Annotated in this window: 19 protein-coding genes and 1 tRNA gene; 12 read left to right on the plus strand and 8 right to left on the minus strand. The window is 43.6% G+C overall.

Annotation, left to right across the window (positions count from 1 at the left end; genetic code table 11):
• Positions 1 to 11 precede the first annotated feature (11 nt).
• The 3 genes from AAEY75_RS09265 to AAEY75_RS09275 form a co-directional block, all read right to left on the minus strand.
• Entirely contained in the window at positions 12 to 371 is a 360-nt protein-coding gene (locus AAEY75_RS09265; protein ID WP_352259429.1) for an HNH endonuclease family protein, read from the minus strand.
• Positions 372 to 497: 126 nt separating this feature from the next.
• Positions 498 to 1,085, minus strand: coding sequence for a hypothetical protein (locus tag AAEY75_RS09270; protein ID WP_352259430.1), 588 nt, complete (start codon positions 1,083 to 1,085; stop codon positions 498 to 500).
• Positions 1,086 to 1,355: 270 nt separating this feature from the next.
• Positions 1,356 to 1,430: transfer RNA gene (locus tag AAEY75_RS09275), tRNA-Gly, on the minus strand.
• A 275-nt stretch (positions 1,431 to 1,705) separates the two neighbouring features.
• Between AAEY75_RS09275 and AAEY75_RS09280 the strand changes: the two genes are divergently transcribed.
• From AAEY75_RS09280 to AAEY75_RS09290, 3 genes are all read left to right on the plus strand, one after another.
• Positions 1,706 to 3,370 (plus strand): alpha-keto acid decarboxylase family protein, encoded by a 1,665-nt coding sequence (locus AAEY75_RS09280; RefSeq protein WP_352259431.1) that lies wholly within the window; start codon positions 1,706 to 1,708, stop codon positions 3,368 to 3,370.
• Positions 3,371 to 3,571: 201 nt separating this feature from the next.
• A complete protein-coding gene (locus AAEY75_RS09285) occupies positions 3,572 to 3,907 on the plus strand; it encodes a GlpM family protein (RefSeq protein WP_110922815.1) in 336 nt (111 codons plus the stop codon).
• Between the two features lie 339 nt (positions 3,908 to 4,246).
• Positions 4,247 to 6,037, plus strand: a complete 1,791-nt coding sequence (locus tag AAEY75_RS09290; protein ID WP_197217764.1) for a potassium/proton antiporter — start codon at positions 4,247 to 4,249, stop codon at positions 6,035 to 6,037.
• Positions 6,038 to 6,054: 17 nt separating this feature from the next.
• Here the strand turns inward: AAEY75_RS09290 and AAEY75_RS09295 are convergent, their stop codons facing one another.
• Positions 6,055 to 6,957, minus strand: coding sequence for a LysR family transcriptional regulator (locus AAEY75_RS09295; RefSeq protein ID WP_352259432.1), 903 nt, complete (start codon positions 6,955 to 6,957; stop codon positions 6,055 to 6,057).
• A 185-nt stretch (positions 6,958 to 7,142) separates the two neighbouring features.
• Here AAEY75_RS09295 and speB point away from each other — a divergent pair, with 185 nt between their 5' ends.
• The 9 genes from speB (at position 7,143) to AAEY75_RS09340 (ending at position 18,828) form a co-directional block, all read left to right on the plus strand.
• A complete protein-coding gene (speB, locus tag AAEY75_RS09300; protein WP_197217766.1) occupies positions 7,143 to 8,099 on the plus strand; it encodes an agmatinase in 957 nt (318 codons plus the stop codon).
• Between the two features lie 184 nt (positions 8,100 to 8,283).
• Entirely contained in the window at positions 8,284 to 9,630 is a 1,347-nt protein-coding gene (locus AAEY75_RS09305) for a purine-cytosine permease family protein (RefSeq protein WP_197135248.1), read from the plus strand.
• Entirely contained in the window at positions 9,627 to 10,427 is an 801-nt protein-coding gene (locus AAEY75_RS09310) for a carbon-nitrogen hydrolase family protein (RefSeq protein WP_352259433.1), read from the plus strand. The genes AAEY75_RS09305 and AAEY75_RS09310 overlap by 4 nt, the downstream gene beginning before the upstream one ends.
• Positions 10,424 to 11,167, plus strand: coding sequence for an MBL fold metallo-hydrolase (locus AAEY75_RS09315; RefSeq protein WP_352259434.1), 744 nt, complete (start codon positions 10,424 to 10,426; stop codon positions 11,165 to 11,167). Before AAEY75_RS09310 ends, AAEY75_RS09315 begins: the two co-directional genes overlap by 4 nt.
• Positions 11,168 to 11,259: 92 nt before the next feature.
• On the plus strand, positions 11,260 to 12,981 hold the full coding sequence (locus AAEY75_RS09320; RefSeq protein ID WP_352259435.1) for a 5-guanidino-2-oxopentanoate decarboxylase: 1,722 nt from the start codon (positions 11,260 to 11,262) through the stop codon (positions 12,979 to 12,981).
• 91 nt (positions 12,982 to 13,072) lie between these two features.
• On the plus strand, positions 13,073 to 14,869 hold the full coding sequence (gene dld, locus AAEY75_RS09325) for a D-lactate dehydrogenase (RefSeq protein ID WP_352259436.1): 1,797 nt from the start codon (positions 13,073 to 13,075) through the stop codon (positions 14,867 to 14,869).
• 1 nt (position 14,870) lies between these two features.
• Positions 14,871 to 16,277, plus strand: a complete 1,407-nt coding sequence (locus tag AAEY75_RS09330; protein WP_352259437.1) for a YjiH family protein — start codon at positions 14,871 to 14,873, stop codon at positions 16,275 to 16,277.
• Between the two features lie 184 nt (positions 16,278 to 16,461).
• Complete coding sequence (locus tag AAEY75_RS09335) at positions 16,462 to 18,036, plus strand: aldehyde dehydrogenase family protein (RefSeq protein WP_352259438.1); 1,575 nt, start codon at positions 16,462 to 16,464, stop codon at positions 18,034 to 18,036.
• A gap of 180 nt (positions 18,037 to 18,216) precedes the next feature.
• Positions 18,217 to 18,828, plus strand: coding sequence for a TetR/AcrR family transcriptional regulator (locus AAEY75_RS09340; RefSeq protein ID WP_352259439.1), 612 nt, complete (start codon positions 18,217 to 18,219; stop codon positions 18,826 to 18,828).
• 201 nt (positions 18,829 to 19,029) lie between these two features.
• Here the strand turns inward: AAEY75_RS09340 and AAEY75_RS09345 are convergent, their stop codons facing one another.
• The 4 genes from AAEY75_RS09345 to AAEY75_RS09360 form a co-directional block, all read right to left on the minus strand.
• Entirely contained in the window at positions 19,030 to 19,683 is a 654-nt protein-coding gene (locus AAEY75_RS09345) for a DsbA family oxidoreductase (protein WP_352259440.1), read from the minus strand.
• A 110-nt stretch (positions 19,684 to 19,793) separates the two neighbouring features.
• Positions 19,794 to 20,348: a carboxymuconolactone decarboxylase family protein gene (locus tag AAEY75_RS09350; protein ID WP_194196790.1), complete on the minus strand. Its 555-nt coding sequence runs from the start codon at positions 20,346 to 20,348 to the stop codon at positions 19,794 to 19,796.
• Between the two features lie 360 nt (positions 20,349 to 20,708).
• Positions 20,709 to 21,530, minus strand: coding sequence for a sterol desaturase family protein (locus tag AAEY75_RS09355; RefSeq protein ID WP_352259441.1), 822 nt, complete (start codon positions 21,528 to 21,530; stop codon positions 20,709 to 20,711).
• A gap of 20 nt (positions 21,531 to 21,550) precedes the next feature.
• Positions 21,551 to 22,195 carry a CDP-alcohol phosphatidyltransferase family protein gene (locus AAEY75_RS09360; RefSeq protein ID WP_352259442.1) on the minus strand — a complete coding sequence of 215 codons (645 nt, stop codon included), beginning with the start codon at positions 22,193 to 22,195 and terminating at the stop codon, positions 21,551 to 21,553.
• Between the last annotated feature and the right edge of the window lie 21 nt (positions 22,196 to 22,216).

A 22,216-nucleotide genomic window follows, 5' to 3' on the forward strand; every position in this document is an offset into this window, starting at 1 on the left:
GCTGATGATTATTAGAAGAGACTGCTTCCTTGTTGTTTAGGCTGCCATATATGAATCAAATGCTCTTTTGAAAAGTTAAAAGACTTTTGCAAAAATTGCTGACGTATCTTCTCACTTTTACCCGTTTGATTGATTAAAGTTTCACGCAATGGATGGTGACTACCAATCAAATATTCATTGCGTGTATGCAATCTCTTTAATAAATCAACATTAGTTACCTGAGCCGCTTTACCGTCAACACCGCGGTTGCAATCAGAGCAAGCAAGTACTAAGTTCCAAACTCCATCGATGTTAATGGGCCGACAGCAACTAGCAGTTGCTACTTGAGATTTTAAAGTGTGCGGAAAGAAGTGGTCAACATCTGCTAGCAATATGTGACTAGGAGCAACCCTGATTTCTGTAAAGCAGTAAAAGCACCTGCTCTTTTGATACCCGTTCAGTGCGCCTCTTGAACTGGTGATATCAATACGGCGGTGTTGGGTGTCTTTAGTAAATAGTTATTTAGTATTTTGATCAAATTCGACCGCAATTAAACCTTTCCCAATATTGAGCTCCCAAGATTTTTCTACCAAATTCCAACGTGACTCTGTCTCAAAATTCAGATTTTCAGCCGAATTATCAAATATATGAAATAGCTTGAATAAATTTTCTGTTAGACGGATTCCTTTATTGTGTTTACGCTCGTCAACAAAAAACTCTTGATCAATAACATCATAAAAACGCTCTTTTATTGCTTTAGTATTGACCACATGAAATGCGTCCAAAACGTATTTAAATCCTTCTTTATTCGTGATATGAATGAGTTCATCTTCACTAATCTGTTGCTGGTTGAATTGAATGCAAGCGTTGATAAATTTACTACTGCTAAAAGTGCTCTGTTTAGGGCTATGCTTTAAATGTTCACATAAATGCATGGCATAGGGAAGAGCTAAATCTTCTAGCGAAATTAAATCAGAATCTCTTTCTAAGCTGACGTCGATTAAAGTTTTGGCAAGCGCGAATTTATAAGAAGCAGTATTTCTACCAAACAAAATAATAGCTCGCCAGTAGTTTTCTAGTGTGGGATCAACGTCTACAAAGTTCATGAATGGCTCAATGTGTCATTAACTAGCGTGGGCTGTAGTGATATCGCCTTTAATAGTACTATAACTTTGACAGTTGCCACGAGATTTTAGTTTTGGAAGGTAAACATGAGACGGTCACGGTGCTGATTTCTGTGCTTTTGATAGTGTATATAAATTTAGCAGATAACTAATCTGATACTGAAAATCACTACAACTCTCAAAAAACAAACAAAAAAAATCCTCATTCTTTATATAAAGAATGAGGATTTTAGTGCTCTTTCAAGCCATATTTGGAGCGGGAAAAGAGATTCGAACTCTCGACCCCAACCTTGGCAAGGTTATGCTCTACCACTGAGCTATTCCCGCTAATTATCAATTAACTATCGTCAGTTGATGAAGGCGTATTATACGCAGTTTTTTTTACCTGTCAACACTTACGTTAAAAAAAAGTAAAGTTAGTAAAACAGGCATGTCATCCAACGGCATAGATATGTTATAACAGTTTCTTATAATAACTATTCCAAAAGCTTTGCATTGAATAAATAGGTTGGAATACGATTTATAATTTACCTCAATCATATAAACAATCGTCAATACTTATATAGTCGACTGACTATAATGATAAATCATAAGGATATAAAATGAGTCAACAATATACCATCGCTGATTATTTGTTTGATCGCATCGCAGAAGCGGGTGCATCGGAGATATTTGGTGTCCCTGGTGATTTTAATTTAACTTTTTTGGATAACATTCTTGCCTCTGATAAATTGCGTTGGGTGGGTAATACTAATGAGCTAAATGCTGGTTATGCTGCAGATGGATACGCCCGTGAGCGTGGGTTTGCAGCGATGGTCACGACTTTTGGTGTGGGTGAGTTGTCAGCGATTAATGCGACTGCAGGCTCTTTTGCTGAGTACGCGCCTGTATTGCATGTTGTGGGAGCGCCAAGTACCGCTCTACAAGACTCAAAGCGCCGTATTCATCACTCGCTTGGTGACGGCGTATTCAATCACTTTATTAAAATGGTAGAGCCAGTAACCGTGGCAAGGGCGCAAATCACACCAGAAAACGCGGCCTCAGAGATTGATCGTGTCATTCGCTTGATTCTTAAGAAACATCGTCCTGGTTATCTGCTGTTATCACCTGATGTGGCAAAAATGCCCATTTACCCACCAACCACGAAGCTGATTGACAGCCAAGAAGATATCACTAGCCAAGCGGCATTGGCAGATTTCAAGCAAGCGCTTATAGAGTTCTTACCGAACAAAACCACGACGCTCATGGCAGATTTAATGGTGCATCGTTTGGGGTTGCAAAATCAGCTCAAAGCACTGATTGCTGATACGGATATTCCTTATACCACGCTGTCTTGGGGTAAAACGCTACTTGATGAAAACAGTAACCGCTGGGCAGGAACTTATGCAGGCGTCGCGTCACGTCCTGTGGTCAAGGACGTAGTAGAAAACTGCGAGTGCCTGATCAAAATAGGGGTGCAATATACGGATACAACTACGGCAGGGTTCAGCCAAGATATCAACGAAGATGTAGTAGTAGACTTGCATTATGAGCGTGCGTCAATTAGTGGTCAGAATTTTGCACCGATTGCGCTAAAAGATGCATTGCAAGTCTTGCATGAAGTCATGACCTCTGGTATCAAAATCGTGCCAAAACCTTTCTGTGAGCCTGTCAATCCTCATGAGCAAAACGGCAAAGACGATGAAGCCATCCGCCAAGATGATCTGTGGCATATTATTGCAGACCATTTAGATCATAATAACTTGGTTTTTTCTGAACAAGGTACGGCTTACTTTGGTATTAGTGATGTGCGTTTGCCACAGGGTGTTACGTCTTATGGGCAACCAATGTGGGGTTCGATTGGTTACACGCTGCCCGCAAGTTTGGGTGCTGCCATTGCGTCGCCAGACAAGCGTAGTGTATTGCTGATTGGTGATGGTTCTGCCTTACTCACTATTCAAGAAATCGCGGTGATGATCCAAGAGCGTACCAATCCAGTCATTGTGTTGATTAATAATGATGGCTACACGGTAGAGCGTGCAATTCATGGTGAAAATCAAGCTTACAATGATATTCCTAAATGTAATTGGCAGTTGATGCCACAAGCCTTTGGTGCGACTGAAGAAAACAGCTTGATGATCAAAGTAGAGACCGCTGGCGAGTTGAAAGCAGCACTCGAAAAAGCAGCAGTAACCACGGATAAGTTGGTGATGCTAGAAGTCATCGCAGACAAACATGATATCCCGCCATTATTAGCAGACATCAGCGCGGCACTAAAGCCTTCTTAAATGAATAGCAGTGCATAAAGGAAATTAGTTTTTATATCAATTTTTTTAGTTTTTAGACAGTGAAAGCTCTATTTGGCACAATGCTAAGTAGGGCTTTTTTTGTATTTTAGGATTCTCATTATTTATTATCAGCTATTTTGTTCTGTGCGTTCATTATCGTGATAAATTAAGCGATTGATATGCGACAGGAGAGAACGCATCATGATTTGGCTAAAAATGCTTATTGGTGCATTGATGGTATTGGCGATTCAATTATTTGCACAAACTCGATTTTTCTATTTGGCAGCACTTGCGCCACTTTTCCCCACGTTTACTTTGATCAGCCATTTCATTGTTGGTACCGAGCGTAGCCCTGCTGATTTAAAAGTCGCCTTGATATTTAGCATGCTCGGCGTCATACCTCATCTTATCTATACTTTTGTGGTGTTTTTTAGCATTGGCTATGTCAGCTTATATAAAGCATTGATGCTGGGAGTTGTCGCTTGGATGATTGCTGCCGCTATCTTAGTGCTTACGTGGCAATATATACAAGCGTAGTCAGTATTGAAGAGAGTCTCTAAAATAGTATGAGAAATAGTTCCAACTGTATTTATAGGGCTTAAGACGTGTCATCACACTCACTTATATAATCATGATCAAAGTGAAAGAAAATGCTAGTAAAAATATTTATAGATAGTTTTTATAGACATGATAGTAGATGTTATTCTTAATGATATTTTTAGTACAGTTAATCCTATATAAAAGAGTTATAGCGTCAACCTCGCTTGAAGTATCACAGTTACAGCTACACTCGGTTACCTTGACTCTCTTTTAAATTGTAATATTTTCGCACCAACTTAATTCATCACCATTGATAAAAATAGGGCTTAAAAAAAGATGGATACCTTAAATATCCTATACCTCGTAGGAGCATTGTTAATTTTCGCCAGTATTATGGCCAGTACATTGTCAGCACGCTTGGGTGTTCCCTTGTTACTATTGTTTTTGATAGTAGGCATGTTGGCTGGCGAACAAGGTATCTTAGGGATTGAGTTTTCTCAATACGCGTTGGCCAATTTCGTCGGGCAGGCAGCTTTAGCTTGTATCTTGCTAGATGGTGGTCTACGTACTTCTTTTAAGTCATTCCGAGTCGGACTCAAGCCCGCGATTACGCTAGCCACATGGGGCGTGCTAGCCACGGTCATGGTGCTCGGGGTATTCGTCACTTGGTTGCTCGATGTCGATTGGCGCTTTGGTCTATTGATGGCGGCAATCGTTGGTTCGACCGATGCGGCAGCAGTATTTTCTCTATTACGTAATGGCGGTGTCAAGCTTAACGATCGTGTCCAAGCCACGCTTGAGCTGGAGTCCGGTGGCAACGATCCATTGGCTATTTTATTGGTCACTGGTTTGATTGCCCTAAATGTGGATCCGGATGGTCAGAGCGTACTTGGATTTTTAGGTTTGCTGTTGCAGCAGTTGGGCGTTGGTTTAGGCATGGGTTTGCTCTTTGGTTATTTGTTATCGCGGCTATTGCCCAAGGTGCATTTGGCAGAGGGTATGTATGCTATTTTGATTCTGTCTGCTGGCTTGGCCGTTTTTGCGGCTACCAATATGTTGGGCGGTAGTGGGTTTTTGGCGGTGTATCTCACGGGTGTCATGATTGGCAATCACAAAGTGCGCTCGACTGAGCATGTGATGCGAGTCATGGATAGCTTTGCATGGTTATCACAAGCGGTGCTTTTTGTTGTATTAGGACTATTGGTCACGCCATCGAATGTTCTCAATGTCTGGCACTATTCAGTAGCGATAGCGGCCTTTATGATCTTCGTTGCTCGTCCTATTGCCGTATATACCAGCGTAAAACCATTTAAATTTAAAGACAGAGAAATTGGCTTTATTTCTTGGGTTGGACTGCGTGGTGCGGTACCTATTACATTGGCTCTCTTACCGGTGATGGCAGGCATAGACAATGCCTTTATGCTGTTCGATATTGCTTTTGGCGTGGTCGTTGTGTCTTTGATTTTGCAAGGAACAACCATTCCTATCATGGCGAATTTGTTTAAAGTGCGTATTCCAACGAACAAAGACCCAAAAGAAGAACACGAAGTTTGGGTGTCTGATAAAGCCAGTATTACTCTGTATGAGTTCGAAGTTCAATCCGGTGCTTTTGCTATCGGTCGACATCCCTTGGAGATCTCTAAGCGTGTCAACCCTGATGAGATTCGTATTTTTGCACTGGTACGTGGACAGCAGATTGTCGTTACGGATGAAGAGACGAAGCTCAAATTTGGTGATAGCGTTTGGTATGCAATGCGAGGCAATCACGCCAGCAAGATTGCCAAAATCTTTAATGACACGACTTTGAATCATAAAGCGATTGATGACTTTTATGGAGATTGGCTGCTATCACCCAGTGTCAAGCTCGGCGATTTGCCATTTTTTACTGGCGCGATGACGTCCGAATCTCTAGTGGACAACCTAAAACCAAAACCTAAAGATGGCTCAAAAAGCATGTGGGACCAGACAGTCGCTGAGTATGTTAAGCAACGTTTGGATACTGCACCAGTCTCTGGTGACACTGTCGTCATAAGCGACGAGTGGTCACTGGTCATCAAAGAAGTCGATGACAAAGGCAGGCTGAGAACCATTGGCTTAAAACATCGAGAGCTACCAACAGCAGTTTAGTTGTGTGCAGTGATTTTTTATAATAAATTCATCATTTTATTCAAAAAGTCAGCAATATGTTTGTGCTGGTTCTGCCGATATGCCCAATGGTGCTCGACGGCATAACTGGCTTCTTCTCGCAGTAATATTTTCATCAAACCTTCTCTTTCGTAGCGCATGGCTAGGTCACGCGGCAAGTAGCCAACATGGTGACCGGCCAGAATCAGCTGGGCAGTAGCCTCCATATGATATGTCGTGGCGCTTAATGTTTTGGGGCGTACATGATGGATGCTGACATCAGTAATATAGCCTCTTTTTATCCACGGATGGTTTTGTTCTAAGTCCTCTAATGTCAAACCTTCTGAATTATAAAATAACCGGTGCTCGCGTCCGCAGCATACGACCTGTCTCTCTACAAATGCCGGCTTGAATGTCAGTAATGGTGGAAAGCTACCAAAATAACCAACCCCAATATCGCTTTCGTTACTGAGCAGTTTCTCCAACATGCTTTCAGGGCTTTGCACGTCGATAGAAAAGTGTATCAATGGGTTATTACGGTAGCTGTTAGCCAGCCGTTGTCTGAGTACGTCATAAAAAAACTTGGGCATTTGATCAGTTAGGCACAGTCTAATGTGCCCGCCATGAACGGAGTCTAGCTGCTGAATATAATGCAGCTGATGTTGAAAGTTGGCGACTGATTCCGTAAAGGCGACACAAGCCTCATAAACCGCCGCGCCATCCTCTGTCAGCTTAAACCCTGCACGACCACGATGGCATAATGTCATACCTAGACGGTCTTCTAGATGTGTTAAATGACCGCTAATCACCGAAGGGGTGACATTTAGGCGCGTCTGAGCTGCCGTTACCCCCTGACAGTCTACGATGGCCATAAAGCTACGTAGGGTTTTTACGTCTATTTTTATCAACTCATCTAATATCAAGAACCATCCTCCGATAAATACTCTCTTCAACAAACTTCTGCTAATAACGTATAAGTCTGTTTTACTACGAAAATTTAGAAGTTTACTTCTGAATTTTACCATGGTTTGCCATCTTATATTTAGGTATTGTCAAGGGTATGTAGCAAATTGTGTATTTTAATTAACAGATAATAAGGACGTAATTTATGAGCTTCAATCAGCCACTAAGCGGTAACGAGATGCCAAGATTTGGCGGTTTCGCCACTATGATGCGCCTGCCAACTCAAGCCGATGCCGAAGGGCTAGATGTGGCGTTCGTTGGCGTGCCTTTGGATATCGGTGCATCGAACCGTAGCGGTGCGAGACTAGGCCCAAGACAGATTCGTGATGAGTCACGCATGATTCGTCCTTACAACGTAGCCACTCGCGCTGCTCCTTTTGAGTCATTACAAGTCGCTGATATTGGTGATGTACCCATCAATACTTTTAACCTCCTAAAAAGCGTCGATATCATCGAAAAATTCTATACCGATAAAATCGTTAAACACGGCGCGATTCCACTGACGTTGGGTGGCGATCATACCATCGCACTTCCTATCCTACGCGCACTTGCCAAAAAACATGGCCCTGTTGGTATGGTGCATATCGATGCTCATGCGGATATCAATGATGATATGTTTGGCGAAAAAATCGCCCACGGCACACCGTTTCGACGTGCTGTCGAAGAAAACCTAATCGATGGCAACCGTGTGGTTCAGATTGGTCTGCGCGGTACAGGTTATAGTGCTGAAGAGTTTGACTGGTCGACCGAGCAGGGCTTTCGCGTTGTGCCTGCTGAGGAGTGCTGGTACAAGTCATTGGCTCCATTGATGGCAGAAGTACGCGAAAAGCTAGGCGATGGTCCTGTTTATCTAAGCTTTGATATTGATGGTATTGACCCTGCATTTGCACCTGGTACTGGTACTGCGGAAATCGGTGGTTTGACATCAACTCAAGGTATCGAAATCATTCGTGGTATGCGCGGTCTAGACGTAGTTGGCGGTGATTTGGTCGAAGTATCACCACCTTATGATCCATTTGGTAACACCTCTGTACTGGCTGCAAACTTATTGTTTGAGATGCTATGTATTCTACCGGGTGTGCGTTACGACGATAAGGTCTAAGTTGTTTGCTAATAGGAGTATCTCGCAATGATAACCACAAAGGGATGGGGTAGTAGCTCTCTCTTATTGGTTAAATTGGGAGCATAGGGTAGCTATCCAAATATGGTATATGACCGGATAGCTGCATCGTCACCAGTGCAATTGGCTTGCTGGTATTAATACAACTCGGTTAAGGAAGACGCTCATGAGTAAACCTTCTTCATTTTTTGGTCAAGATACACTCTCTCCAAATGAGGCTGGACACAGTTTAGGTTCGATTGGTACGTTTGCGCTGTGGTTCGGTGCAAATATAGTGGTCACGACTATTTTAACTGGAATGTTGTTAGTACCTGATTTACGGTTTACCACTGCTATAACGACAGTACTCATTGGATCATTAATCGGTGCCATTCCTTTACTCCTAGTTGGTCTGATGGGTCAGCGTACCGGTCTGCCATCGATGGCGCTAACGCGTAGAGCTTATGGGCCACTGGGTAGTCAGTTGATTTCACTGGTCAACATGGGCGTGCTCATCGCGTGGAGCTGTATTCAGGCTTTGCTCGCCGGTATGAGCCTGAACTATGCCGTTGAAGCCACAACAGGCTATAGTAATCTGCCGCTATTTGTCATTCTGTGCGAGACAGTCGTGGTGTTGATTGTATTACGTGGTCATCTTGGTATCGAGCTTGTTGAACGCTGGGCAGCACTAGCAATGGCAGGTCTTACCGTTGTGGTGCTATATCAGTTAAATCAGCACTATGACGTTTCTACACTATTTGAGATGCCCGTTGAGTCGCGTAATGGTATTACGTTAGGTATCGCTTTTGATATTGTCATCGCCACTGCATTTTCTTGGATGTCTTCGGCAGCTGACTACAATCGCAATTGTAAGACATCTAAAATTGCAGTCTGGGGTACTTACTTTGGTTATATCATAGCGGCCATCGTTGCTATGGGCTTGGGTGCGACAATCTCAGGGCTCTCTATCCTAAACGGCATGGAGCAGACTTACGATCCGACACGCTTGCTCGCTGAGTTTGGTTTTGGTCTACCAGCAGCATTGGTTATTTTCTTCTCAGTCATGACAACCAATGTGATGGCCGTGTATAGCGCAACACTATCATGCATGAACATAGCGCCTAATATGAGCTTTTGGAAACCTGCACTTATCATCGGTTTAGTCACTATTTTTGGTGCACTAATTCCCGGTATTTTAGATCAATTCCAAAACTTCTTGTTAATCGTCGGTGCATTGTTCATCCCAGCATTCTCAGTCATGATTGTTGATTACTATCTAGTTGGTCAAGAAGGCTATACGGAAAAGCTGCTTAATTCTACTAAGCAATTGGGCCGTCCTACTGCAAAAATTGCTATCGTGGCTTACATAATGGGTGCAGCGCTTGCCGCTTACTGGACCTTGATAGCACCGCCATCTTTTGGGGCCTCGTTACCCGTCTTTATCATCACTGGTGGACTCTACTGGTTAGGTGCTACTTTATTCACTCGTCCTAATAGTGCTATCACCTCTGCTCAAAAGGAGCCGTCGTTATGAGATTGATGATTGCTCAAATGGACCCTTTATGGGCTGAGCCTACTGTTAATTTAGAAGCATTGGAGTCATTCTGTCGCCTAGCAGCAGAAGCTAAAGTGGATTTATTGGCTCTGCCAGAGCTGGCATTCACAGGCTACAACATCTTTGAGCGCCTTGATGATCTCGCTGAAGCGATCGGCGGCCCAATCGTCACCGAAGCTGCCAAGCTTGCTGATAAATACAACGTGCATTTGCTGTTTGGTTTGGCTGAGCAGGGTGCTAATGGTGAGTTTAGTAATGCTGCCGTATTGTTAGATGACAACGGTCAGCACCTTGCGACTTATCATAAGCGGCATTTATGGGATCGCGAAAACGAGTTTTTTGTTGCAGGCAAGCAATCTTGTGTGGTGGATACTCGATTTGGTAAATTAGGATTGATGATTTGCTATGACAATGAGTTTCCAGAAGTAGCAAGAGAGCTGGCGCAAGCAGGGGCGCAAATCATATTGTCACCTACGGCAAATATGTTGCCAAATGCAGAGCGTCAGGTGCTACAAATCCGAGCTCGGGCAATGGACAATCAGTGCTTTGTTGCTTGTATCAACCGCTCAGGTGTAGAAGAAACGCTTCATTACTGTGGCAATAGCATCGTCGCTGGTCCTGATGGTGAGGTGCTCGGTAGACTTGGTTTAGCAGCTGGCACCATGATAGTAGATGTCGATCTCGCCTGCATCGATGAGAGTCGCACGCACCAAAACTATCTTAAGGACCTGCGTGTTCTTAAAGATACTCATGTCGTTAATGGAGCGGACTCATGAGTGAGCAATCATTACCACGTATCAAACCAGAAAACTGGTATCGAACAACCACCCTCAGTGATGGTATTACGCTCATCGATGAGCCGTGGATCAAGCCGTTTTTTCGCTGTAATCTGTGGCACGTGCGAGGCAGTCAGCGAGATTTATTAGTAGATTTTGGCTTAGGTGCTGTACCATTGCGCCGCCACGTTGCTTTGCTCGCTGATCGCGATATTGTTGGTGTTGCCAGTCATACGCATTTTGACCATATTGGCGCGGCAAATGAGTTTGAATGCTGTCATGTACATTCTGCTGAAGCCCACATTCTCGCTGAGCCAGACAACGCTCGCACCTTGGCTGATATGTTTGTCAATGATGAGATGTTTGATGCGCTACCTCCTGAGCCTTATGCTCATTGTGGCTATAAAATCGCTGCCCCAGCGAAAATTATGCAACTTGAGGATGGGGATGTGATTGACTTGGGCAATCGTCAATTTGAAGTAATTCATACGCCTGGCCACTCCCCAGGTGGTATCGCCTTGTGGGAAGCTGCTAGCGAAACTTTGATTTCTGGTGATCTTATCTATGACGGTCCATTAATCGAAGATACATGGCACAGTAATATGTCTGATTATGCCAAGAGTATGCGCCGCTTAAATGCATTGCCTGTACGAGTTGTCCACGGTGGTCATTTCCCTAGCTTCTCAGGCAAACGTTTAAATATCATGATTGATGATTGGTTACGTCACCATGGTTTGTGATTGATAGCATTTAAGACATATTTAAAAAAACAGCTAACCAATATAAAAATCTTAACTTTAATACTTATTATATTTTTCAGGATGAAAAACTCATGACCCAATTGACACAAATGCCTTCTGACGTATCTACAGTCCCATCTCTAACCTGCGGCGAGCTGCTAGTACAATGGCTAGAATATTATGGAGTAGAGACTGTATTTGGCATCCCAGGCGTGCACACAGTAGAGCTGTATCGCGGCCTGCCTAATACTGATATTCGTCACGTGACACCGCGTCATGAGCAAGGCGCTGGGTTTATGGCGGATGGCTACTACCGTGCTTCTGGAAAGATTGGGGTTTGTTTCATTATTACTGGCCCTGGTATGACCAATATCATGACGGCAATGGCACAGGCACTCGCTGACTCTATACCGATGCTAGTGATATCTAGTGTGAATAAAGTAAAAGATACCGGTAGTGAGGAAGGGCACTTACATGAGCTGCATGACCAGCAGGGCATGGTCAGTAAAGTTGCACTCACGAGCAAGACCATCTGGCAACCAGAAGCACTACCGAAAGTCATCGCAGAAGCCTTCGCTCTATTTAATGGTGCGCGTCCGGGACCAGTTCACATTCAGTTGCCAATTGATGTTATCACTGCCGATGCTAGTCACGTATCCAAGCCGCCTAGCATAAACGACTCTAAAGCTAGCCAAGCTAATCATGTTGCTTTAACGTTACCGCAAGTCATGAGACCGCTTCCCAATCCTGCGCAGCTTGATTTAATCGTTGAGACATTAAAAGCAGCAAAGAATCCAGTGTTACTTTATGGTGGCGGCTGCGTTGATGTCGATAGTGCCGCACAAAAACTGGCAGAGCTGATCGATGCACCAACGTTTTTGACGATTAATGCTAAAGGTCTATTACCACCTGCTCATCCGTTGAGTTTAGGCAGCAACCAGTCATTAGCGGCAGGTCGAGCCGTTATCACCGAGGCTGACTTAGTATTGGCCATTGGCACTGAGCTTGGCGAGACGGACTATGATGTCTTCTTTAATGGGGAGTTTAAAATCAATGGCACGTTGATTCGTATCGATTGCGATGCTCAGCAACTGCATCGTCCTTTTAGAGCCGATATCGCGGTATTGTCCGATGCGCAAATGGCTGTTAGCGGACTCTGCACACGTTTAGAAAGTCAGGAATTGAATAATCAAGCAGCAGTGCGAGTCGCTGAGGCAAAACAGGCATTGTTAGCAGATATGACGCCAGAATTCGCAGGTCAAAATGCACTGCTTCAACTTATTCGCGATGAAGTGAAAGACGTAATCTTTGTTGGTGACTCGACACAAACTGTCTATAGCGGCAATCTTGGCTTTGAAGCGTTGGCGACCCGCAGGTGGTTTAACTCATCGACAGGGTTTGGCACGTTAGGTTATGGCTTGCCCGCTGCTATTGGCGCGATGATTGGCTCAAACTCGCCAGTGGTCAGCCTAATGGGTGATGGTGGAATTCAGTTTACTATTGCAGAACTGATCTGCGCCGCCGAGCTTGAGCTACCGTTGATTGTCCTACTATGGAACAACCAAGGTTATGGTGAAATTCGCCGCTATATGGAAGAGGGTGGTTTACCATTGATTGGCGTCAATATTAAGACACCGAACTTTGAACCTTTAGCAGCAGGATTTGGTGCCGGATATCGCAGAATTACTGACAAACAGCAATTGCTAGAAGCTTTGCAACAAGACATCAACGGTAAGCAGCCTATTATCTATGAGATTGATGAAACCGATGCGTTTGTCACTGAGATGGGGAAGAGCTTTACCTGCTTTAGTTGATGGTAATGGCTTAAGCGGACGATAATGACTTAAGTTGACGATAATGATTTAAATGTACGAAAGGCTAGTTACTCAAGGAACAACGTCTGTAATGTTAAATGCTCACCACTCGTCTAATAGTTTGAATGCATCGCAGGCGAGCTTGTTAGCAGACTTAGTGACCGTTGCTGGCGCGCTCAATGTAATGACAAAGCCAAGCCAACAGCAGTCTTATATACAAGGTGCCATAGAAGCGAATACGGATAAGGTATTGGCTGTCGTAACCCCAGACAGTTTAGTGACTCTATGGCGTGTCATTAACCTTTGTGCAGCAGCAGATACGATTATTATCGCCCAAGCGGCCAATACTGGCCTGACGGGTGGCTCAACACCTTACGGTGAGTACGATAGACCGCTAGTGGTTATTTCGATGCAGTCATTGAGCGGTGTCCACTTGCTCAATGAGGCGACAGAACTCATTGCCTTGCCAGCGGCGACCTTGCAGCAATTAGAGTCTACCCTTGCGCCTTTAGGGCGTGAGCCGCATTCAGTGTTGGGCTCTAGCTGTGTTGGCGCTTCGGTGATAGGTGGTATCTGTAACAGCTCTGGTGGAATGCTGGTGCAACGTGGTCCTGCGTATACCGAGATGTCGCTGTTTGCCCGACGCAATGCCTCAGGACAGTTTGAGTTAATCAACCATTTAGGGGTTGATTTAGGTACACATCCAGAGGAGATGCTTGAAAATCTAGAGGCTGGCAGGTTCGAAAGAGACTCAGATAGCCTAAGCAATAGAAAAGCCTGTACCAACCATCAGTATCAACACAAAGTACGTGATTGCGAAGCGGACACACCTGCTAGATTTAACAATGACCCCAATGGGCTGTATGAAGCGTCTGGTTCAGCAGGCAAGGTCATCATATTTGCTGTGCGGGTGGCGACCTTTGCCAAACCGACACAAGAGCAAACATTCTACATCTCGACCAATGACGCAGATACCTTGACCACGCTCAGGCAACAATGGTTAAAAAGCGATTTGAAATTGCCTGTATTGGCAGAGTATATGCACAAAGACTATAACGACATCACCATGCGTTATGGTCGCGATACATGCTTAAGTATGCGGAAGCTCCCTGCTAGTAAGATAGGCGGGTTATATCGGTTACAAACGAAGATTGGTTATTATTTGGATAAATGGCGATTGCCACAGACTTTGCCAGATCGTGTGCTACAGCTGGCTAGCGTTTTTATGCCACCATCGTTGCCAGCGCCTTTGGCTGAACAGTCGCAATCATACCGCTATCATTTGATTATCAAAGTGGCAAATGGTTGTGACAATGGGAAAGGTAATGATGACGGCAACGATAGCGCCAGTCATCAACATATTGCCGCAGCGCAAGCATTTTTACAGTTGCATATGCAGCAGCATGAGGGCGCATTGCATCTTTGTACTGAACAAGAAGGGCAAGCATTATTGGTGTTTCGTAGTGCAGCCACGGCCGCTATGTTCCGTTATCACAATCTCAATCACACAGAGTTTGGTGAGCTGTTGTCTACCGATATTGCCTTGCCACGAAATGCCGTAGATTGGGATGAGTCTTTGCCTAACCACTTGCAAGAACAGGTAAGCAAGACCTTTTATTTAGGGCATTTTTTCTGCCATGTCATGCATCAAGACTACCTGCTACATCCTGAAGTAGATTCAAAAAAATTCAAGGACGACATACTGGCGTTTTATGATCAGCGTCATATCGAGTATCCTGCTGAGCACAATGTGGGCCATGTATATATTGCCAAACCTGCATTACATTCTTTTTATAAAAAACTAGATCCAACCAATTCGCTTAACCCAGGTATTGGTCAGACAGCAAAATGGAAAAACTGGCAATCATCGCCCATTAAGGAGAAGTGAAATGACAAACTATATGGATAAGTCGCAGCAGCCGATTTTAGGGAATAATACTGTCGATCCAGAAACGCCAAAAGCAGGGCAGTGGCGTGCGGCTATGTGGAAGTTTTTATTGTTTTCAGCACTAGGTATTGCGCTATTTATCATACCGTTTCAGTGGGATGGTAAGGTCACGATTTTATTGGGTGTGTTGACCGATACGCTACAAGCCGCGTTAGGCGGATTCGTGGTCTATATCGCAATGGCGATCGTATCGATTTCCTTCATAGGGGCTTTGGCGGTCAAAATATTAAAACCCACTTTGCATGAAGAGTCACCGGTAAAAAAGCTCTTTGATGTAGATTGGTTTTGGTTAGCCACTCGCTTCTTGGGCATGTTGTTTGTTTGGATGATTTTTTTACAAGTCGGCCCCGAGTTTATTATCAATCGTAATACCGGTGGTGTCATTTTTGAAGACTTAATTCCTATTCTGATTCCTTTATTTTTCTTTGCTATTTTATCGCTGCCGTTTTTGACAGATTTTGGTTTGATGGAGTTTTTGGGAACGCTTGCCAGTAAAGTATTTATCAAGCTTTTCAAACTGCCAGGTCGTTCTGCTGTCGATGCGATGTCTTCTTGGTTTGGCGCAGCCTCTATTGGCTTGCTGGTCACCATGCAAGAGTATGACAAGAGTTTCTATAGCCAGCGCGAAGCAGCCGTCATTGCCACGACCTTTTCGGTCACGTCTATTGCTTTTACCTATGTAGTCGCAAAAACCATCGGCGTAGATAATAATTTCGTCTACTTTTATCTGACCATTGCTTTGACTGGCTTTATCGCTGCGATCATCATGCCGCGCATACCGCCACTATCACGCAAGCCTGATACCTATCATTCGGGCAAAAGTATGCTAGATGAAGGGATCCCTGCTGAGTATTCAACTTATCAATGGGCAGTGAACCGTGCGGTGACTCGTGCACACTCTATGCCTAGATTAGGTCAGGTGTTCAAACGCAGTGTAAACAATTTGTTCGACATCTATTTTGGTCTAATTCCTGTGGTTTTTGCTATCGGTACGATTGGGCTTGGTCTAGCAGAGTACACGCCTGTCTTTAACTGGTTAGCGACACCACTAGTACCTTTGCTTGAATGGTTACAGATTCCAGAAGCAGCAAAGGCGGCACCTGCCATGATTATGGGCTTTGCGGATATGTACTTGCCAGCCTTGGTGGGTAAAAGTATCGAGAGTGAGATGACACGATTTATCGTTGGCGCCTGTTCTATTACGCAGATTATTTATATGTCTGAAGTGGGCGCGCTGATTTTAAAATCTAACATTAAGCTGAATGTCTTAGAGCTATTCTTGATCTTTATGCTTCGCACCATTATTAGCTTGGTGGTGATTACTTCTGTGGCACATCTGCTGTATTAGTAACACATCTAATATTGATAAAGTATCTAGCCTAAGCAAATAATCGGTTTTTCTGTAGTCAGATAAGCCGGTTATTTTGCTAAGCATATTACGAGCGCCAGACATAAAAATCTTATATTAATAAAAAAATATCTATATAACAGCAGATGCAGACAATTTTATAAAAAATAAAAGGCAATTAACCATGATGGAAACCATAAACTCTAAGGGTATAACCAGACAAAGCGCCATACAAACGGTTCAAGATGAGGTGGTATTGAACGCCGCTTATATCAATGGTGACTGGATTACGATTGAAGCGCCTGCGGCTGATTCTGACCAAGCCAGCCCTAATAAAGCCAGATCTGATGAAACCAGCTCTGATAAAATTAGCCTTGATGTAACAAACAACCATGCCTTGTATAATTCAAACTCTGGCGAAATCATCACCACCACTCGTTTGTGTACCCAAGCTCATGTAGATATGGCAGTCAACGCTGCTAGCCAAGCATATCCGTCTTGGTCACAAACCACGGTAGACGAACGCGCGGGTTATCTCAATGCCATTGCAGATACGATGGAGCAGCAGTTCGATACGTTAGTTGGATTGTCTGTATTAAATAATGGTAAGCCGACGGAAGAAGCAAAAATAGATGTGAGCGATGCTATTGCCTGCTATCGTTATTATGCCAATCTCATCCTAAAACAAGCGACTTTGTCTGAGGTGATTACCAGTGAGTCGAGCATACGCTTGCTAAAAACCTATGCGCCTGTTGGTGTTTGCGCACTCATCGTACCTTGGAATTTTCCAATGGTCACGACTGCTTGGAAAGTAGCGCCAGCCATAGCGGCAGGTTGTACCGTCTTATTAAAACCATCTGAAGTGACACTATTGCCAGAGCTGATGCTGGGCAATATATTGTCTGCTATTAAGCTGCCAAAAGGGGTGGTTAACATCTTGCCAGGTGCGGCTGAAGTTGGCGCTGCCATGACCAGTCATCCGCTCATTGATAAAGTATCTTTTACAGGCAGCAACGTAATTGGAGAAAAGGTCATGAGCCAAGCGGCAAAAGGTATCAAAGATATCAGCCTAGAGCTTGGTGGTAAGTCGGCCATTGTCATATGTGCTGATGTAGATATCGACTACGCTTGTGATTTAATCATCGGTGGTATATTTACCAATGCCGGTCAAATATGTTCAGCGACTTCAAGGTTGCTCGTTCATAAAGACATTGCTCAATCATTATTTGAAACGTTGAAGGTCAAGACAGAAAGCCTAAAAATTGGTGATGGCTTTGCTGTGGATACACAAATGGGGCCAATGGTTAGCGAGCAACAGTTAAATCAGGTCAAAAAATACTTTGATATTGCAGTGAGTGAAAACCTTGAATGTTTGACGGGTGGGGAGATAGTAGAGGGGTCAGGATATTTTGCAACCCCAACGATTTATACAGACGTACCAGTAACCAGTCAGTTATGGATAGAAGAAATATTTGGACCAGTATTGGTGTGTAAAACCTTTACAGAGAAGGCAGAAGCGGTCGCCTTAGCCAATGATAGTAAATTTGCCTTGGCAGCTTCTATTGTCAGTGCTGATGAAACTCAAGCATTGGAGATGGCATTACAAATTCAAGCAGGTCATATCTGGATTAATGAGCAACAAATCGTGCTGCCTGAAACTGGGTGGGGTGGGTTTAAACAAAGTGGTATCGGACGTGAGCTAGGCGTAGATGGTTTGTCTGCTTATCAGAAAAGCAAGCATGTGTTATTGCCTTATTAGCATTGCTTGATTAAACAAGTGGAATTTTTCAGGCTAACGATTAATCGTTAGCCTAATTTTTATTGCGTAAAGTAACTTTACTAGACTATAGTCACCATTCGATATAAAATTGAGCAATCATTCAAATTTATTGCTGTGCTCATACTTATATGAAGCCATGGCTATTGCAATGGAAAAAATATGTCACGTACTGCACTTTATAATCGTCATGACTCCTTAGAACGAGCTTTAAAGCTTTTTTGGCAAAAGGGTTTTCATGCGACTTCCTTAAAAGACATAGAATTAGCGCTCGATATGCGTCCGGGCAGTATTTATGCCGCGTTTGGTAGCAAAGATGGCTTGTTCCAAGAAGCCCTAGATTATTACGCCCGCTCTGGACTGACGGAGCTAGAACGTATATTGAGTCAGCAGCCATCTCCCTTGTTGGGGTTGGCAGCTTATTTGCGTCAGATGGGCGGTATTCGTGACAAAGAGCTACCGAGTCGAGCCTGTATGCTAGTCAAAAGCTTGTTAGAACTGGGTGCTCGTGAGCAAGCGGCACTACAAAAAGTAGAGATGCTGCTGGCAGGTATGGAGACACGTTTTGCCGGTTACTTTATCGAAGCGCAGCGGGTGGGTGAGATGGATAGCGAGCTGGATCCGCTAAGACTAGCACGCCGTTTACAGGCCGAAGTGATGGGGCTGCGAGCTTTTGCACAGCGTGATGTAGATAGTGCGGCAGTACATGCATTGGCTGAAGACATGGCACTTTCTATAGAAGCACTGCGTATCGATGAGTCTGATACCGTTTAATCTTTCTGCCACTAAAAATCAATGTCCTTAAAAATCAATGCCACTAAAAATCAATGCCACTAAAAATTGATATTATGAAAAATTGATATCATGAAAAAAGGGTTTTAGAGGAACGGTATAGTCTCGGGCTATACCGTTCCTCTAAAACCCTTAGCTTTTCTAAAACTCTCAGCTTTGAAGACCAAACCATGACTTAATGGTTTAGTCTGGCATGTCAGCCAACTGCTGCAAAATGCTTTTATAATTTTCAATACCTTGTGCGCCGCTAATTAAATGGCGCTCATTGAAAACCATAGAAGGCACACTTTGAATACCTTGCTGTTGCCAATGCTGTTTTTCTTTTTCTACTGCTGCCGCAAATCGTTGGTCTTCTAAGACTGCTAGTGCTTCGCTACGATCTAGTCCGATATCTGCTGCAACATCTGCAAGTACGGTACTGTCAGCTACATTTTTATTATCGACGAAGTGTGCGACGAACAATGCTTGTTTTAGGTCGTGCATACGTCCTTGCTGATCGGCCCAATACAGCAACTGATGCGTATTGAAAGTATTGTAAGTACGAAACTCATCGGTAAACTGAAAATCAAATCCAGCTTCTGCACCTGCTGCTGTCATTCTAGCTCGGCTCTCTTTAATGTCCTCAGCAGTCGTACCGTACTTCTCCATAATATGCTCACGATAGTTTCGTCCTTCGTGCGGCGTATTAGGGTTTAACTCAAATGGATGCCAGTGAATCTCGTGCGGCGTGTTGGTTTGTTTTAATGCCTCGGCTAGTTGACTATAGCCGATAGCGCACCAAGGACACACAACGTCTGACACAATGTCTATTCGTAAAGGTTTTTTTGCCTGTTCCATAGGATCTCTCATTAGCGATAAATTAAAATGAAAAACTGCTGCCCGAAGATGTTTCGAACAACAGTATGAAAACATCAAATGGACTGTGTCAGCGTTAGCTGAAAAACGTATTAGTCAGCTTTGTGCCATTCAAACTTCTGGAATGGTTTGTCGATTGGTGTATTAGCTAGGTGGTTCGTGTAGTTGCTCATTACTTTTTGAGCAGCACCAAGGATAACTTCAAGAATTTGGCGCTTAGTGTAACCTGCATCTAAAAACGCTTGAACAGCGCTGTCATCAACGTTACCACGATTACGGACTACAGATAGTGTGAAGGTACGCAATGCTTCCAATTTTTCAGTTGGTAGTGGCGTTTCATCACGTAATGCATCAGTGATAGCGTCATCTACTTTCATGCTCTTAGCAATACCAGTATGTGCAGGTACACAGTAATGGCAAGCATGTTCAACGTTGATAGTTTGCCATACCACAGTGGTTTCTTCATCATCAAAGCTGCTGTCTAAAAACAGTTGATGTAGACGTTGATAGCCTTCGAGCAAGCCAGGTGCTTCAGCCATTACAGCGTGTAGGTTAGGCACCATACCAAATGCTTTGATAGAAGAATCAAGTAAGTCTTTGCTTTCTGCTGGGGCTGTGTCTTTGTCGTGTAGAGTAAAATCAGTCATATTAAAACCTTTTATTCATTATTAATAAATTGTTGTAAAGTAAGTGTGCAAGTGACTAAAGAAACAAACATTTATTTGAGCGAACACTCATATTAATAAATGATATTTTCGTGAGTCGCTTAACAACTGCAACCACTATAATCCATTTTGAGCAATCGTTCAAATATTATTTGAACGATTGCTCAAGTTATTTGTAAATTTCGTTTACATTTAGAACGGGTTAATAAAGTAATGATTGTGAAGGCTTTGATAGATAAGGGTTTACAAACACAATAGATATTAAAAAATTTACCCTACCTAAAAGTGAATTTTAGATAAGGTCACAGGTGAGTTTGGTCATTTTACGATTGACCGATAAGTTTACTTGCTTTTAGAAGGCTTACCTTTGGGAGGTTTATCTTTGAATGGCATGATGAGCAAATTCCATAACGATGCATTTTGCTCGGGTAATGGATACTCTTTTAGACCAATATCTAACTGGCTGTCAGATTTCTTTGCTTCACTCTTATAGCTGCCAAACAGCTTGTCCCACCAAATAACGCTAAAACCGTAGTTTGAATTGGTCTCGCTCACACGTTTACTGTGGTGGATACGATGCAAAATCTGGGTCATCAATATTAAGCGCAAGGGCTTTTCGATCGCAGGTGCTAGGCGAATATTGGCGTGATTGAACATCGCCAGTCCATTTAGGGCAATCTCAAAAATCAGCACGGCGATTGCAGGCACCCCCAACAAGGTGACAGCAATAAGCTTCACTACAATGCTCAATAAGATTTCTATAGGATGAAATCTCAGCCCCGTACTGGTATCAATGTGCGCATCGGCATGATGTACTCTATGTAAGCGCCATAGAATAGGGACGCGATGAAACAGTCGATGCTGCCAATAGATAACGATGTCAAGCAATAGCAAGCTCAGTATGATGACTACAATACTGGGCAATTCAATGATATTAAATAAGCCGATACCATGCTGTTGGTTGTATAGCGCTACAGCTGTCAGACCAATAGGTACGGCCAACCGTGTGACAATAGAAGCTGCAACCACCAAGCTAAAGTTAGCAAACCAGCGTTTACTACTTTTGATTGGGGATTTACGTGCAGGCATACGCCATTCAAGCATCATCATGATGACTAAGACGCTAAAAAAAACGCCAAGTCTCCACCATACTTCATTTGTCATTGGTTAACTCTTCACTGTTTTTATGGATATGGTTTTTGATGAACGTCAGTCTCTAGCTGTTTGAGTGTATGGTAGCCCCCATGGATGCGGGTGAATATTGTGACGGCACAAGCAGTCGCAAAGATACCAGCAAGGAGTGAGAAGTGCTGCGGCCAAAGACAAAACGCCACAAACAGCGCGATGGTTTCGGTTCCTTCAGTCAGGCCGTTTAGATAGTAGAAACTCTTGTACTTAAACTGCGGCTTGTCCAGATTGAACTTTTCTGCTGCAATGGCAAATGCCAAAAAGCTTGAGCCAGTACCAATGAAAGTGGCTAATAATATCGAGCCTGCAATGGCGTTTTGTTCAGGATTTGCCAAAATAAAGCCAAGCGGTATGGCTGCATAAAATAAAAAATCTAAGGTAATGTCCAAATAGCCACCAGCGCTCGAGCTTTGGTTGGCATGACGAGCCAGTGCACCATCCAGACCATCAAAAACGCGATTCACTGCGATAGCTGCAAGCGCCCCATACCAAAACTCAAACGCGAGTAATGGTAAGGCTAGCATGCCAATCAAAAACCCCACCATCGTAAGTTGATCCGCTGTGACACCGCGCTTGTGCAGTACGACAACCACAGAAGTCAGTATTGGCTTGATGATGGGCGTGATAAATTTGTCGAGCATGCGAATGGCCTTTTGTAAGTC

Origin of the sequence: Psychrobacter sp. TB55-MNA-CIBAN-0194 (genome assembly GCF_040309505.1) — a bacterium.
Lineage (GTDB): Bacteria > Pseudomonadota > Gammaproteobacteria > Pseudomonadales > Moraxellaceae > Psychrobacter > Psychrobacter fozii.